Source organism: Bacillus nitroreducens (assembly GCF_964021195.1).
On record NZ_CAXHYI020000001.1, the window covers coordinates 529,045 to 544,891 of the forward strand.

The window sequence follows — 15,847 nt, forward strand, 5'->3', positions numbered from 1 at the left end:
ACACTTACTTTAGGCAAGTTTGTTTACAGGCTTGACCAAGACAAAAGAAGGTGAGACTTTTGACCGTACGAATTTTAACTGATAGCGGTAGTGATCTACCACGTCAATTTTTTGAAGAATACAATGTAACCTTACTCTCCTTAGGAGTTCATCTAGATGGGCAAGATTATGAAGATATTGCAACCATTGAACCTGTAAAAGTCTATGAAGCGATGCGAAAAGGAAGTGCTCCAAAAACTTCTCAAGTATCACCTCACCGATTTAAAGAGGTCTTTACTGAAATCGCGAAAGAAAAACAATCTGCGGTTTACATCGCATTTTCATCACAATTGTCAGGCACCTATCAAACCGCAGTAATGATGAGCGAAGAAGTAAAAGAGGAGTACCCAGATCTTGATTTAACGATTATTGATACAAAATGTGCTTCACTCGGCCAAGGGCTTGTTGTGAAAGCTGCTGCTGAGCTATCTGCCAAAGGGGCTTCAAAAGAGGAAGTCGTGAAACTAGCAACATTTTATAGCACTCATATGGAACATCTTTTCACTGTCGATGATCTTGAATATTTGGCTCGCGGCGGTAGAATTAGTAAAGCTTCCGCCTTCGTTGGAGGACTATTAAACATTAAGCCTCTCTTAAACGTAGAGGATGGAAAGCTAATTCCGCTTGAAAAAATTCGTGGTAAAAAGAAAGTATATAAACGAATAATCGAGCTTATGGAACAGCGCGGTGTTGACTTAGCGGACCAGACAATCGGAATAAGTCACGCAGATGTTGAAAACGAGGTACTTGAATTAAAGAAACTATTTGAAGAAAAATTCGGCTGTAAATCAGTGTATATTAATATGATTGGTGCTGCGATTGGATCGCACGTAGGACCTGGTACAATCGCGATTTTCTTCTTAAACGAAATACCTCAAAGCTAAACTTACATAGTTTGAAAAACGACTGGATATCCTAATTTTGAAAGGATTGAAGGGAGTGTTAGATCATGCCAAAAACAAGTGATAACGATAAAAAAGCACAAGACAACAATGCTTTACGACATGAAAAAAATATGATGAGAGAAAAGAACCGTCAAGCAGGTAAACATCAATATTCAAAGAAAACAGATCATTTGTAAGAAAATACTTTATACATCTGCCTGTTCTTGACCATAACACGACGCATTTTAACAGAACTTCCCAGGCGTTTGTGTTACTGGCACCCATGGCTTACAGAAAAACATGAAAAAAATGCATCGGTTTGCGACCGATGCGTTTTTCTTTATCATTACTCTTCTTTTTTGAAGTAAGTCCACCCATCTTCTTGATATACTTTTCCTTCTTTCATCAGCTTACCAAGAGCTCGTTTAAATGCCGCTTTGCTCATCTCAAATCTGGCTGAAATATCCTCAGGAGAGCTCTTATCCCAATACGGCATTGCACCTCCACGGCTTTCCATATACTGATAAATTTTCTCAGCATCATCACCCATGATCTCATGGCTTCTACCAAGTAGAGAAACATTGACACTTCCGTCTTCCTTAACATCAATAATTCTACCATTCACCTTTTCGCCAACTCTTGGTTCTCTTGTTCGCTCACTTTCATGAATAAATCCAAGGTACCCTTCCTCAGAAATCATAAATGAGCCGACCATTAATAATCGATAGACAGTTCCAGTTATATCCTTGTTAAAATCTTTTCGAGTTGCTGGCTTTGATATGGAACGAATGACATCTTCAGTCGCAAGTTTAGCAAAGAGTCTTCCGTTTTTATCAATCCTTAGTGAAACATAGAGTCTATCTCCTGGTTGTGGCCATAAATCCCAAACCTCATGTAAATCGTCCTTAGAAACTAGAATATCTTTGCTTATTCCAATATCAACAAATACACCAAGATCGCGTTTTACTTCAACTACTTCTGCCCAGTCATAGGCACCGATTTGAATAGTTGGAATCCTCATCGTCGCTGCTAGTCTTCCTTGATGATCTTGGTATAGAAAAACAGTTACGTCCCCATCTGGGTCAAACTCGTCTACAATCTCATTTGAGTGTAATAAGACATCCTCTTCACCGTTTGTTAAAAAATACCCAAACGGAGCATCTCTGTCAACACGCAAGGTTACTACTGTACCTGGTTGTAATTCATTCATTTTTCAAGCCCTCTTTCTTATGTATCTCATTTCATAGTATAGACGTTTACGTCCATCATTTACTAGTATAGTTTTGGTAAAAGTTGTCCAAATTGCTAATATTGACTATAATCAAGGCAAATATACTTTTTTGGAGGTTGGCAATGGCAAAGGAAAGCTCATTCGATATAGTGTCAAAGGTTGATTTGCCTGAAGTGACAAATGCGATTAGCATTGCAAAAAAAGAGATTCAAAATCGTTATGACTTCAAGGGAAGTAAAAGTGACATCACACTTGATAAAGAGGAACTTGTCCTTATCTCTGATGACGAGTACAAGCTTGAACAATTAAAAGATGTATTAATTAGTAAAATGATTAAGCGTGGGGTTGCAACTCGTAATATTGATTACGGAAAAATTGAAAATGCATCTGGCGGAACTGTTCGTCAACGTGCAAAACTTATTCAGGGCATTGACAAAGAGAACGCAAAGAAAATTAACACGATTATTAAAAACAGTGGATTAAAAGTAAAAAGCCAGGTTCAAGATGATCAAGTTCGTGTGACTGGAAAAAGCAGAGATGACTTGCAACAAATTATCAATGCTATTCGTGAAGCAGACTTACCGATTGATGTTCAGTTTATTAATTACAGATAGAAATGATGCAGCGGACATAGAACCGCTGCATTTTTTCATTTCTTATCATTGAGTCATTTGTTTCCACTACAGGTGGAACGTTCAGCTTCATTTAATGAGTTAGTTACTTAATGATCACAAATTGTAGTCTTTTCTTTTTCGTTAATAAGACATTTTGGAAGGCTATTTTTCTAAAAGCTTGTTGCTCTGGCTAACCAAATAAAATACGATGTACCATATTAAAAATTGTACGTAAGACATCGTTCCGTCTACACACTTTACTTTTAAGCGGACGGCTGGTAAGCCTCCTCGCGCTTCGAACTGCAAAGTCTCACCGAGACCTTTGCTCCCACAGGACAAGGAAAGCTGCTTCCAGCTTTAGATCGAACGTAGTAAATGCAAAACATTTTCAAGGAGTCTACGTGTTACGTGTGTATCCTCCACTAAATGGTTGATTGTAGCTGGTGAGTGGAGATTCTTGAAAATGCAAGTATTAGGAAATACTTTAGGAAGTGAAGATTCCCAGTGGGTCTGGCGGGAATAGCATGAGCCGAAGGGACCGAAAACGAGCGTTCAAGACGAGGAGGCAAAGGACATGCCCTCTTAAAAGCGCACCTGCAACGGAAGTTAACACAGCGTTTAACTTAGATTTACTTGAAATAAAGGTTTAAAGAGCAACAATCAGTTCGAAAACAACATTAAGATAGAAAGCACTTACAACCTCTCATTGTATGAATTTTCACTATTTGATATAATTAATATATTACTATTGTCATATATTTTTCATAAGGGGGCGTTTCTGATTCTTAGCATGGATGGTTATTTATACAAAATTTGTACGTGGATCTACCAATTCATGGTTTTAAATATATTGTTTATTCTCAGTTGTATTCCTATAGTGACCATATATCCAGCACTTGCTGCACTTTTTGGAGTAGTAAGAGAGTGGAGAACAAAGAATGAAGTAGCTGTTTATTCACAATATAAGAAAAAGTTTATTGAAAATTGGAAGCAAAGCTATTTAGTTGGCATTCTTTTTACGATAATCGGTTATCTATTAATCTCTAACCTATTATTTTTAAATCAAGTAGATATACCCTACAAACCTTACATATATTTAGCTTACATATTTATTGCTTTTCTTGTATTTCTATCCTTTATTAGTATTTATCCACTTATGGTTAATACAATTACATCATTTAAAAAATTATGTGTTTCTAGTCTTCAATTTGGATTATATAAAATTCATTTATCGATCTTTTGTATGATTATTCTTATTGCATGGGCTATTCTTTCATTGAATTTTCCATTCTTGATTTTCTTTTTCTTTTTCAGTGTTGCTGCTGATTTTATCTACTGGGTGGCTGACCGTAAATTTACAAAATTAATTCCACAAGAAAAATCCGACCATACAGAAACAAGCGTTGTAACGACCACCTAAGTCGTTTCAACGCTTTATTTTATGCGATTGCACTTTCAGTTTTCGTTTGATTGATAGGCATTCGTAAGTACATCTTAGTCCCCTTATATGATTCACTTTCTATAGTTAGACCATACTCTTCACCAAACACCATTTGAATTCGACGATGGACATTCGCTAACCCTATGCCTCCTCCACCTTGTGAAGTACTATATCCAGTCTGGTTTCCATTTAGAACTTGTTTTAAGTTCTTTAACACTTCTTCAGAAATACCTATACCATTATCTTCTACACAAATGATAAATTCGTCATCTTTGACGAAAGAAGTAATTCGGATGAAATGATGCTCCTCTATACCATCTGGAAAAGCATGTTTGAAAATATTTTCTATAATAGGTTGGAGCGTAAGTCGAACTATATTTCTTGACATATGCTCTGGTAGGATATCGATATCGATCTCGAAATCCATTCCAGTTCTATGGTTTAGTATTTTCATATAACAATCAACGTGATTAATTTCATTCTCAACTGTAACCGCTTCTAGGTCTGTCCTTACCGCATATCGTAACATCTGCGATAAATATTTTACGATATCTGTTATCTCTTCAGAATCATTTATCACCGCATAACAAGCAATGGTCTCTAGCGTATTGTATAAAAAATGGGGATTCACTTGTAATTGCAGAGCCTGTAGTTCAGCTTTATTTCTCTCGACTTGAATTTCCCGTTCCTTAAGTTCTGCCTTATACACTCTGTCTACTAGTTGTGACAGTCGAGTAACCATCTTATTATATCTTTTGGTCAAATCATCCATTTCATCTTGACGGCCTGTAAGCGGCAGGTGAACCCATTTTCCTTGTTCTGTTTCAACCATTCCTTTTTTAAGTGTGCGAATTGGGCCAATTATCAATTGTCCAAATCGGAATGCTAGGATTAGTGCGATAATCAACGTTATTACACTCATAATAAAAGTATTCGTTCGTATATTATTAATCGGCTTTCTTAAATCATGGAGTGGCATCGAAACAACGAGGTTCCAATCTGCGTAATTGGACGGACGGGATAGATATACAGTCTTCTCTTCTCCAGAGTGATCGTAAATCGCTTCACCTGCTCTTTCGCTAATTTTACTCGCTAACTCTACATCTAAATGAGTGTTGATCATTTCATGACTAGGGTGATATATAATCTGTCCACTGTCACTCACTACGAAGAAATATCCTTGCTCGCCTAAATCAATCCCTTCCCATAGACGCTCTAATTCATTCTTATGTACTTCAATTCCAATCACTCCGATGAAATCGTTCACATTACTTGGTGATGAAATTCGTTTAGATAATGTCATAAGTTTATCATTCTCAGGGGAAATCACACTGTTTTCAAAAACTTGAATACTCCCTCTTCTATCTGTGGCATTATCTAATACCTCATAAACTTTCTTTCTTTCAAAAGAACGATCATATACCTCTAAACCTAAGCCTTTGAGGTTGTTAAAAATCGTTACATACTGACCATTCCTACTAATTAAATACAGTGAAGCGATCTCTGGATTACGGAGTATCGCATTTTGAAAATGTATTTCTTTAATTGGTGACCCATAGTCATAGTGACCAAAATAATCATTTCCAGGTAAGGAGACAAATTTATGAACCTGTTCACTTGATAACAAAGTTAAGGTCGTCTCATAGGCTTTGAAATACATATTAGTATGATGTACAGCATTATTTAACGTCTGTTTCATGCGATCGTACATGTATTCATCAAATTCTTTGGCAGATTGCCAATATGTTATTGTAGCTGTTGTGACTAAGGAAATTAGAATAACAATGATGAAGTAGATAAAAATTCTATGGAACAAAGATAATTTCAACATTTACGCAATTCCCATCTTCGCTCTATATTCTGAAGGTGAATATCCAAAATATTTCTTAAAGGTTTTGGTAAAGTGCGGATAATCTGTATAGCCCACATCTTGACAAATATCAATTATCCGATAATGTGGAATTTCCATAAGCTCCTTTGCTTTTTCCATTCGTTTACGAATTCTATATTGCACAAAAGTCTCATTACTTTCCTTCTTAAATAAATAACTAAAATAGGTTGGAGACATTCCTACACGTTGTGCAATATCATCAAGGGAGATCTCTTCGGCAAGATGTGCATCAATATATGCTTTTGCTTCTTCGAAAGGGTTTTTGTATTTTGCACCTCTCATGTTCTCTAATTGCTCTACTATGGACATAATTTCGGTTTTAAATAACTTTAACATTTCTTCGATTTCAAGTATTTCCAAATCCTTTGGAAGATCGACTTGTGCTTGAAATGAACGTTTTACCAATCTCTTTTTAAGATTAACTAGACTTTCTCTTTGCAATTGAGCCAATTGCTCGGGACGCATGCCTGATTTCTTACAAAGTTCATCCCACATTCCTAACACTATTGGTATTCGATCTTTTTCAAGCTTCCAGAGTACTTCCTCTAATAATTCCATCCATGCCTCATATTCAGACAATGAGAACTTAACTGGTTGATTTACATTTTGACTATCAAAATACCTATCTAGTACAGCAAAAATATCATCGGGTAATACTGGTTTCAACAAATATTCTCGAACACCGTATCTCATTGCTTGTTTAGCATAGTTAAAATCATCATGACCTGAAATAATTACTACTTGAATATGAGGATACTGAATATGTATGCGCTCACAAAGATCGAGTCCATTCATCTTTGGCATCCGAATATCGGTCAATACAAGTTGAATATCAAGCTTTTCTAACATGGCGAGCGCTTCCATACCGTTGCTAGCACAATGGACATCCATTTGTTTTCTTGAAAATTGCTCAACCATCTTTGTAATGCCTGTCCGAATTATTAGCTCATCATCTACTACCAATACTTTATTCACAGAAATTCCCCCCAGTTGTCGAAACGTAAATAAAACTCCCTTGTAGTATATTAATATATTATACCATAAGGGAGTCTGATTATTAAGACATTTGTATTAGTCTACGTTAGCATCTGGACCTACACGGAAGATATTTTCCTGTTTGTTCCAATAATCTGTTGCTTCTTTAATTACTTCTGCTCCGCCTTTTGCTTTCCAATCTTCAATTACTTTTGGATAATCGCTAATAGGCATTTTACCGTAGATCATTTGAATCATTGCATCTTCAATTAGTTTAGGTGCTGTATCAAATCCTGGTGTAATATCTGGATTAATGGAATATGCTTCAAGAGGTTTTACAAATGAAATACCTTCACGACCTTCTTTAGAAACTAATTCCATTGCATCAAATACCTTCTGTCCATTAGGTAATTGAGCTGTCTTCACTTCGTCAATTGCTAAATCTCCTACTAATTGTAGCCATGAATTACGGAAACCAGCTTGTCTAGCCTCTTCCTCTGTTTCAGCCTCTTTGAAGATAATATTTCCATCTGCATCTTTCTCATAGTCTTCGCCCTCAATACCAAATGAGAACCAAGTCTTACCTTCTTCAGTTACCATCCAATCGAAGAATTTAATAATGGCTTCTGCTTTTTCTTCACTAATATCTGCGTTCACATAGTTTAAACGAAGTGTAGCACCGTAAAGCATATTACCGCCCTTACCGTCTGGACCTACTGGAGATGGAATAACATCCCATTTTCTTTCAGGATCAATGTTCGTTTGTTGTTTCTCTTCGAAAGAAAGGAGACTGTTTACATTGTATTCAAATACGACTGTATCACCTGCATCAATGTTTTTTCCTCTTTCTGAACTACCATGTGAAGGAAAGTCTGGAGCTACTAGTCCTTCATCAAGCATTGTTTTCCAAGCTTCAAGTGCCTTTGTCATATTTTCAACATCTGTAAATTTCGGAACAATTTCATCTCCTACTTTTTCATACATATTGTTTCCAAACATAACATCATATGCACCGAAAATAGCTTGCGAATAAGCAAATCCTGATCTAGCACCAAATGGAGCATCATGACCATTTTCTTTAAACACTCTAAGCATGTCTATAAATTCATCAACTGTTTCAGGAGTCTCAATTCCATACTTTTCCATTAGATCTGTTCTGACAACTACACCACGTCTTGAGTTGTTTGACAGATATTGAGGAATAGCGTAGATATTACCATCTACCGTTACTTCATCCCAAGCTTCTTGCGGAATTTCTTTTAATAGGTTTTGTCCATATTTTTCTAGAAGGTCATTAAGCGGCATGAACACACCAGCTTCTACTGAACCTGCCATTGTTGGGTCAAGTGGTAACATCCCTTGTTGCGTATGTAATACATCTGGAATATCTCCACTTGCAAACATGATACCTATGGCTTCACGAATGTTTTCTTGTTGTAATAAACGGAAATCTAAATCTACACCCGTTTCCTCTTCAAGTTTCAGCACCCATTCTTCTTTGTTGATATCGGCAGTGTCAGTTGCTACTGAGTTTTTATTGCTTCCTGCAACGATTGAAATCGTTTGCTTTTCTGCTGTTTCATCACCGCTCTTACCATTTTTTGAGTCTTCATTTCCTGTACTCTCGCTGCTGCTACATGCTGCCAAGAACATGACTAAGACAAGAAGTAAAATACCCATCAATCTAAGCTTTCTTTTCATTTTGTCCCCCTCTTTCTCTTCTTTATATAAAGCGCTTTCAATACACTTCCAATATACCACCTGTATTTTTTTAAGCCTATTGGCTGACTTATGTTTCTGTTGTGTTTTTTTATGAGATTAAAATATTCGATTCTTCCAACCTAGTAATTTAACAATTGCCTCTAAGTAGAAATAATCTCCATAAATAAGTGAGACGTCAATATTTGTTCCTGTCGGTTTATTACCTGTCCCTTCCAATAAAATTCCCTCATGCTCTGGGCGATCCCATGTCCCATAATTCTGCGTGAGTGAAAGGAGGATACGCTTAGCTGCTTCCTTATATGGTCTTCCTTGGATTTCTGGAAGTGCGTTTGCTATTTCAATTAGGCCAGAAGCGGTACAACTAGCTGCCGAAGTATCACGAGGCTCGCCTTCTAGATCTTTTGATGCCCTAAAATCCCAATGTGACACATAATCCTCTGGTAGCATTGCCAAGAAAAAATGAGCCACTCTCTGGGCAGCTTGTAAATATTTGATATCCCCAGTATATCGATATGTGTTCGCCATCCCGTGCAGAGCCCAAGCGGCTCCACGGCTCCATGCTGAATCTGGTGCTGCACCTTGTCCTCCAATTGCCTCAATATATTCGCCTGTTTGTGGGTCAAAGTTCACAACATGGTTCACAGATCCATCTTCACGAATAAAATAGTTCACCACTGTATCCGCATGTGCCCTAGCAATATGTTCAAATCTTGGATCATCCATTTCTTCAGAAGCCCAAAACAAAATGGATATATTCAAAGCTGAATCTACAATTGACCAGCCTGTATTTTCATGATTCCATGATTTTTTACTCTCTGTCGTATTCCACGCTCTAATATATTGACCTGCGATATTAAATCGACCAGCTAAAAAATTGGCTGCTGCTAGTCCACGGCGACGTCCATCTAAGTCACCAGTTAACTTATACTTAATGACTGCCGTCGGCAAAAATTGAAAACCAACATCATGATGAAAACGATTTTTTTCCATCATTTTACGTTCCATTCGTTCATCCCAATCCCACGCCGCATCTTTATAACCTTCTTCACCAGTCATATCGTACATAATCCACAACATACCTGGCCAAAAACCTGAAGTCCACCAGTCTATGCTCATATTATCATAGATTCCCGTGTCCTTCGGCGCAACGTGAGGAGATTTATCACCCATTTGCTCTGACATTCGAGCAATCTTTTGTTGCAACGCCTCCCAAAGCTCTGGTAATGCATCGTCCAATTTTTGATAATCCATAAACGAGTAGTTCTTATTCATCAATCAGACCACCTATCATTTTTAATTTAGTTCATGTTGAACTTTTATACAGGCTGTTTGCTAACGGAATGTTGCTCATGGATATTACAAACCTATTGTTTGCAGGAAGCGACTACCTTTGCTTTTTCCACCCCGATAGTGCTCCCACCTAACAAAAATGTAAATTCCATATGATTCCTTATACTTTCCATAAGAATTATTAATCTGTGATTGATTATCTCATCAATCCTTAACTGCACCAAGTGTCATCCCTTTTACGAAGTGCTTCTGAAGGAAAGGATACAAGATAATAATCGGAATCGCAGCGATTACAACAACAGCCATTTTAATTCCTTCTTCTGAAGTCATTGACACGATTTCATCATTCGGAAGTAAAGCATCAGCAGATTCCTTAACATATTGTGCTAGTTTTACCTGAATCGGCATTAATGAAGCATCCTGAATATAGTAAATCGCTGCTGTATACGTATTCCAGTGCATAACTGCATATAATAAACACATTGTAGCCATTACAGGTTTTGATAGCGGAAGAATAATACTCCATAATGTTCGTAATTCCCCAGCACCATCCATTCTGGCTGATTCAATTAATTCTTTCGGAATCGCCAAGAAGAACGACCTCATCACAAGAAGATTAAATGTTGTAATGGCATTCGGAATCATTAAGGCCCATAATGTGTTAACCATTCCAAGTTCCTTAAGTAATAAATAGTTTGGAATGAGTGGTGCATTGAAAATCCACACAAATAGAATCAGCAATAATATGAATCTTTTCCCTTTATATTCGTCTCTTGATAACGGATATGCGAGACTCGCTGTCATCACTAGGTTAATGATGGTCCCGACAACTGTGATGAATATACTAACTTTTAATGCTTGCCAAATAGAAGGATTCTTCAAAATTTCTTGATAGTTCTCAAATGTCGTCTCTACTGGCCATAAAAATACTTTTCCAGATCCAATCGCTGAAGCACTACTTAATGACTGTGCAAATACATGCAAGAGTGGAAATAAAGCAAGGGCACCATAGAAAATTAAAAATACGACTATCATACTTCCAAATATTTTTTCTGATGTTGATCTTCTTCTCATCTTTTCATCTCCTTCCTAGTACAGACTATTTCCTGTTGCTTTTTTACTTAATTGGTTAGCCAACACAATTAGGACTAACCCGACAACTGATTTAAAGACACCAACGGCAGTTGTGTAACTATATTGCATTTCCACTAGACCCACTCGATAAATATACGTATCTAAAATATCTGCATTTGCAGAGTTAAGTGGATTCAAGAATACATATACACGTTCAAATCCGAAATCTAAAAAGTTACCAATCTGCAGCAAAAATAAAATTGTTATCGTTGGCAAGAGAGCAGGAAGTGTGATATACAGGGTTTGTTTCCACCGATTAGCTCCATCCATCTCAGCCGCCTCGTATAAGGAAGGATTAATCCCTGCTAATGCCGCTAAATAGATAATCGTACCATAACCCGCATCTCTCCAAATGCCAGATCCTACAAGGATTGAGCGGATATAACTTTCCTCCCCTAACCAATATCTTGATTCAAATCCAAACATTTCAATGATACGGTTAATCAAACCACCAGATGGAGATAAAATCTCAATCATGATCCCAGCAATAACAGCCCATGACAAGAAGTGTGGCATATAAATAACTGTTTGAAGTGTACGCTTGAATATAACTTTTCTAAGCTCATTTAACAGTAATGCTAGAATAATTGGAGCAGGAAAAGCAAATAACATATCGTAGAATGCAATTAATAATGTATTCGTTAAAATATCAACGAACTCATAGTGTTCAAACATCCGTTGGAAGTGCTTCAATCCAACCCAGGGACTATCCGTGACACCTTTAAAAAGATTGTAATCTTTAAACGCTATCACAATCCCAAATAGTGGTACATACTTAAAGATTAAGAAAAATAGAAGACCAGGTAATGATAATAAATATAAAGTCTTAAATTTCCATATATTCCCCCATACGCCCCTTCTTTTTTTGCGAATACTCGGTTGCGCCATTACTTTTTCTGGAGCTATACTCGACACCAGAACCACCTTCTTTCAATTTTTGTTTATATACTCAATTTACAGCTAAGCGTTTTCATAAACTATGGAATCCCTTTCAACTTGTTGTGTTTTTTTACGATTATACAAATCCCATAGAACGGGAAATCGTAACTTTACTACCTATATCAAAACTGTTCTCGCAAAATAAAAAGGATAAGGAATTCCATAAAGGTGGACTCCCTTATCCTTACATTTTTAAATCTGTGCATTATTTTTCGAATAATATGTTCAAGAGCTCTTTCGTTTTGTCTTTCCTTTGAGTATTTCCTATAACTCCCATGATAACATCCGAACTACCAATTGCTTGATTAAATAGTGGTACTTCTGATGCAGCAATGCCGACTACTTGTTGATTGGTATTATAAAAAGCATACTCCTCGTCAATTGGAATATTTTCATTCATCAACTCATTTAGATTATAAAAATACTGCTCCCTGTTCATGATTTCAAACTGATTCTTGTCAATAAACAGTATATCGAGGTCTTTAACCGAGATTTCGGCAGCAACTCGTTGTAATGCAGCCTGTACCGTTGTGGCATCTGCAGTATTTGAAGAATATGGAATAACTTGAATAGATAATTCATGTGTTTCCCTTTCTTCTTCTGTAAGAATTTCTTCATCTAGTTTTTGCTTGATGGTTTCTACTTCAGTAGAATTTACCGAATCTGCTAATACTAGAATGGTAAGTGCAGATTCCTTTTTACCCGATTGCTCGGCTACGATAAAGACGACCACTGCTACAACAATTATAAACCCAAATAAATAATACCTATAATACTCCCAAAGATACCTGGCCTTTTCTGATGTACTCATCTCTGATAATAACTCTTTTACATTTCGTCTTTCATTCAAAGCCACTACGTCCCTTCAAATGTTGTCTTTTTGGGAAATTCAATACAGTTAAACGATTACCCTATATTAAGCATTTTCATATTTTTCTAGTGAAAAAGCAACACTAACATTAGTGAAAATTTGAAAAGACTAGAAGAGTCTATCAATTCATAAAAAAATGCAGTGGATTTGACTCCACTGCATTTGTTCTATTCAAAAATATACTGTAATACTTCTAGTGCTTGATCAACAGTTTCAACTGTCACATTTGCTTTATTAGATAACTCTTTTAATGGATGTATAAGTGATGTTGGTCTTACAATTATTGTTGGTTTGTTCATGGTGATCGCTGCACTCGCATCCATTGCCGTATTCCATTGTTTATACTTTTCACCAAATAATGCGATCACAACATCTGATTTTTGCATCAATACTTGTGTTCGAAAGTTATTAATATCTGATGCCGCATCATCCTTGTAATAGTTTCCAGGTTGTTCACCTAAAATTTCCTCACCAATATTATCTGATTTGTCATGGTCAGTTTGGGGGCCAACAAAAGTTAGCGGAAGACCCTTTGTTTTTGCCTTATCTTTAATTTCCTCACGCCAATTGTCATGAATTTGTCCAGCTAGATAAACGGTTAATTCCATCTTTCTATTACCCTCCTATTGTCTTTTCTATTATCGTACCATAAATTCAGATTTTTTTATAATTTTTGACCATTTCGTCCCCTTACATAAAAGAAGCCCCTAAGTGAGGGGCTCCAACCATCGTTATAAAAACCATTAACATGCAATCCAATTACACCAACTATTGATAACCTTACCCGTTAATAGTACTAGCATGAGTGTTTTGTATCAATCCAAACGACCAAGCTAACCACGATAGTAAACAGAAATCCGCAAAAAACATAGAATATCGATTGAATTGGGTTATCCAATCATGAATACTTATAAAATCTTTTTATTCAACTCCTTTTTCTAGGATTGTATAGCAGGTGTAGTTAAGAACACGGTTAATCCTCCTGCAATCGCTATGACTACTCCTAAGGGATTAAAGGTAGATAGATAGACTCCGAATGGAAAAACCAGTGCTCCAATTACAAATAATACTTTCGAAACTTTCATCATCTCACCTCTTCTATCTCAAAACTGACTCCTTCACACGATCAACCAACCAGCGTGTCTGAATGATTCTTCCCCATCCTTCTTTATTTTCTTTTAGGGTCTGAATTCTCCAATACATTGGTGGATGAGGCATGAATTGAAACTCGATAAATCTCCATAATAACGAATCTCTTTCAATAGATGAAATATCCTTCTCATCGTCTTTTTGCACCGTACTGTAAGAAAGTGATTTATTAATTGCTTCATCTTGTCTTTGTGATAGGGCAATTAAGCTATTAAACATCTGCTCGCTCTTTCCTTCTAGAAGAGAAGCACCTAAATGGTCCGCACGTACCTCCATCCACTGAGAGCATAATGATTGGATGATTGGGAATGAAATCATGATTATCCATACTACTATAAAAATAGGAACTTTATATTCTTCTATATTTGAAACATAGTTTTGTATGAACAGAACAACTGCAAGAATGATTAACATATAGCCAAATCTCCATAGCTGTCCCCATAACACATCTCTCTTTTTTACATGTATCGCTTCATGCGCAAGAATTCCTTCGATTGCTTCTATCGGAAGCTTTAAGGTGGCCGTTGTTAAGGTAACCATTGATTTTCCAACGTTGATGCCTGTCGCAAGGCCGTTATATTCGTTACTCTCCGTTTCATATACCCGGACATTTGGTATCCCTGCTTTTTCAAATATACGCTGAGATATTTTTATAAGTTGTTGATTTTGAGTCTCTTTTGCATCCATGGCTACTTTTAACACTTGGTCGGAAATATACAAGTTAAAAACCCAAAAGGAAATGACAACAGTAACCAATACCCAAGTTGGGACCTCGAAATAATAGAGTAGTAGAAGGAGGCCAGTATAGGCAGATACCCCCTTTACTGTACATGCAAAATAGAGTTTTCCAATTAATCGCTTCACATTCTTTCGATGCCAAATTGGGAGTACAACTTGGGGAGTTCCCTCTTCTTCCTTGTTGATCATTTGTCCTAACTTTGATTTCCACTTTTCTGCTTCAAGAATTGTTAGATAAAGCGTCTCACCTGGTACAGAAATTCTCAAAACCTTGTGAAAACTCGTTGTAAAATCTACACGTGAAGAAAACATCGTTAATAAAGGATGAAGTTTTAAAAGGTCTACATTCGTTTCCAATTCTACTGATTCTATGTCTTCAATTGGGATTTTTCGAGATTGAAAACGAGATGTAATATATAAATCTTTATTTGCCTCATCAATAAATACTTTAATTGTTGCATAGCTACCGACTCTCTTTAATAACTCTGTAAATGTGCTGACAAGTCCAAACACAATCATATATATGACTGGACTATCCTCAGGACCAAAAATGTAAAAAAGTATTGCGCCGAGTAATACAATCCCTGTTAACCCTAAATCAATAACTAATCGATTCAATTTACATTTTAAGGGAATTGACTCGACCTTCAGTTGTCGCAACTCTTTCTCAAGTTCTCTTCTCTTTTCATGACCAGAAGACAACGAGATTGTCAGAAAATAACCACTTGAAATTAGCGCGATATAAATAAAGCCATCAATAAATGAATATTTGTAAAAAACAAATCCAATTGAAACAAGTGCCAAAATAATTTCAATCGATATTCCTATTTTTTTATGGACCTTCTCGAATATCTCTCCTAGAATTTGAATTCCAGCCCCTGCAATAATAAATAGTAAGATGATATACCAGCTTGGGAACATGATTTCAC

Annotated in this window: 15 protein-coding genes; 4 read left to right on the forward strand and 11 right to left on the reverse strand. The window is 36.5% G+C overall.

What is annotated here, in order from left to right:
- The first annotated feature begins 59 nt into the window (after positions 1 to 59).
- On the forward strand, positions 60 to 923 hold the full coding sequence (locus ACWPVE_RS02625; RefSeq protein ID WP_453990508.1) for a DegV family protein: 864 nt from the start codon (positions 60 to 62) through the stop codon (positions 921 to 923).
- 65 nt (positions 924 to 988) lie between these two features.
- Positions 989 to 1,120 (forward strand): DUF3941 domain-containing protein, encoded by a 132-nt coding sequence (locus tag ACWPVE_RS02630; RefSeq protein WP_010283423.1) that lies wholly within the window; start codon positions 989 to 991, stop codon positions 1,118 to 1,120.
- 149 nt (positions 1,121 to 1,269) lie between these two features.
- Here ACWPVE_RS02630 and ACWPVE_RS02635 read toward each other — a convergent pair whose 3' ends face one another.
- Positions 1,270 to 2,133: a CvfB family protein gene (locus ACWPVE_RS02635; protein WP_453990509.1), complete on the reverse strand. Its 864-nt coding sequence runs from the start codon at positions 2,131 to 2,133 to the stop codon at positions 1,270 to 1,272.
- A gap of 143 nt (positions 2,134 to 2,276) precedes the next feature.
- Between ACWPVE_RS02635 and ACWPVE_RS02640 the strand changes: the two genes are divergently transcribed.
- Positions 2,277 to 2,768: a YajQ family cyclic di-GMP-binding protein gene (locus ACWPVE_RS02640; RefSeq protein ID WP_453990510.1), complete on the forward strand. Its 492-nt coding sequence runs from the start codon at positions 2,277 to 2,279 to the stop codon at positions 2,766 to 2,768.
- An 835-nt stretch (positions 2,769 to 3,603) separates the two neighbouring features.
- Positions 3,604 to 4,188 (forward strand): YesL family protein, encoded by a 585-nt coding sequence (locus ACWPVE_RS02645; protein ID WP_453990511.1) that lies wholly within the window; start codon positions 3,604 to 3,606, stop codon positions 4,186 to 4,188.
- Positions 4,189 to 4,207: 19 nt separating this feature from the next.
- Here ACWPVE_RS02645 and ACWPVE_RS02650 read toward each other — a convergent pair whose 3' ends face one another.
- From ACWPVE_RS02650 to ACWPVE_RS02695, 10 genes are all read right to left on the reverse strand, one after another.
- On the reverse strand, positions 4,208 to 6,040 hold the full coding sequence (locus ACWPVE_RS02650) for a sensor histidine kinase (RefSeq protein ID WP_453990512.1): 1,833 nt from the start codon (positions 6,038 to 6,040) through the stop codon (positions 4,208 to 4,210).
- Positions 6,041 to 7,075 carry a response regulator gene (locus ACWPVE_RS02655; RefSeq protein WP_453990513.1) on the reverse strand — a complete coding sequence of 345 codons (1,035 nt, stop codon included), beginning with the start codon at positions 7,073 to 7,075 and terminating at the stop codon, positions 6,041 to 6,043. It lies immediately after the preceding gene.
- Between the two features lie 96 nt (positions 7,076 to 7,171).
- Entirely contained in the window at positions 7,172 to 8,776 is a 1,605-nt protein-coding gene (locus ACWPVE_RS02660; protein WP_453990514.1) for an extracellular solute-binding protein, read from the reverse strand.
- 117 nt (positions 8,777 to 8,893) lie between these two features.
- Positions 8,894 to 10,069, reverse strand: a complete 1,176-nt coding sequence (locus ACWPVE_RS02665; RefSeq protein ID WP_453990515.1) for a glycoside hydrolase family 88 protein — start codon at positions 10,067 to 10,069, stop codon at positions 8,894 to 8,896.
- A 222-nt stretch (positions 10,070 to 10,291) separates the two neighbouring features.
- On the reverse strand, positions 10,292 to 11,161 hold the full coding sequence (locus ACWPVE_RS02670) for a carbohydrate ABC transporter permease (RefSeq protein ID WP_453990516.1): 870 nt from the start codon (positions 11,159 to 11,161) through the stop codon (positions 10,292 to 10,294).
- Between the two features lie 15 nt (positions 11,162 to 11,176).
- Positions 11,177 to 12,109 carry an ABC transporter permease gene (locus ACWPVE_RS02675; RefSeq protein WP_453990842.1) on the reverse strand — a complete coding sequence of 311 codons (933 nt, stop codon included), beginning with the start codon at positions 12,107 to 12,109 and terminating at the stop codon, positions 11,177 to 11,179.
- A 256-nt stretch (positions 12,110 to 12,365) separates the two neighbouring features.
- Entirely contained in the window at positions 12,366 to 13,010 is a 645-nt protein-coding gene (locus tag ACWPVE_RS02680) for a hypothetical protein (protein ID WP_453990517.1), read from the reverse strand.
- Between the two features lie 188 nt (positions 13,011 to 13,198).
- A complete protein-coding gene (locus ACWPVE_RS02685) occupies positions 13,199 to 13,639 on the reverse strand; it encodes a YtoQ family protein (protein WP_453990518.1) in 441 nt (146 codons plus the stop codon).
- Between the two features lie 330 nt (positions 13,640 to 13,969).
- Positions 13,970 to 14,116 (reverse strand): hypothetical protein, encoded by a 147-nt coding sequence (locus ACWPVE_RS02690; protein ID WP_453990519.1) that lies wholly within the window; start codon positions 14,114 to 14,116, stop codon positions 13,970 to 13,972.
- Positions 14,117 to 14,129: 13 nt separating this feature from the next.
- Positions 14,130 to 15,839 carry a M56 family metallopeptidase gene (locus tag ACWPVE_RS02695; RefSeq protein WP_453990520.1) on the reverse strand — a complete coding sequence of 570 codons (1,710 nt, stop codon included), beginning with the start codon at positions 15,837 to 15,839 and terminating at the stop codon, positions 14,130 to 14,132.
- Positions 15,840 to 15,847: the final 8 nt, after the last annotated feature.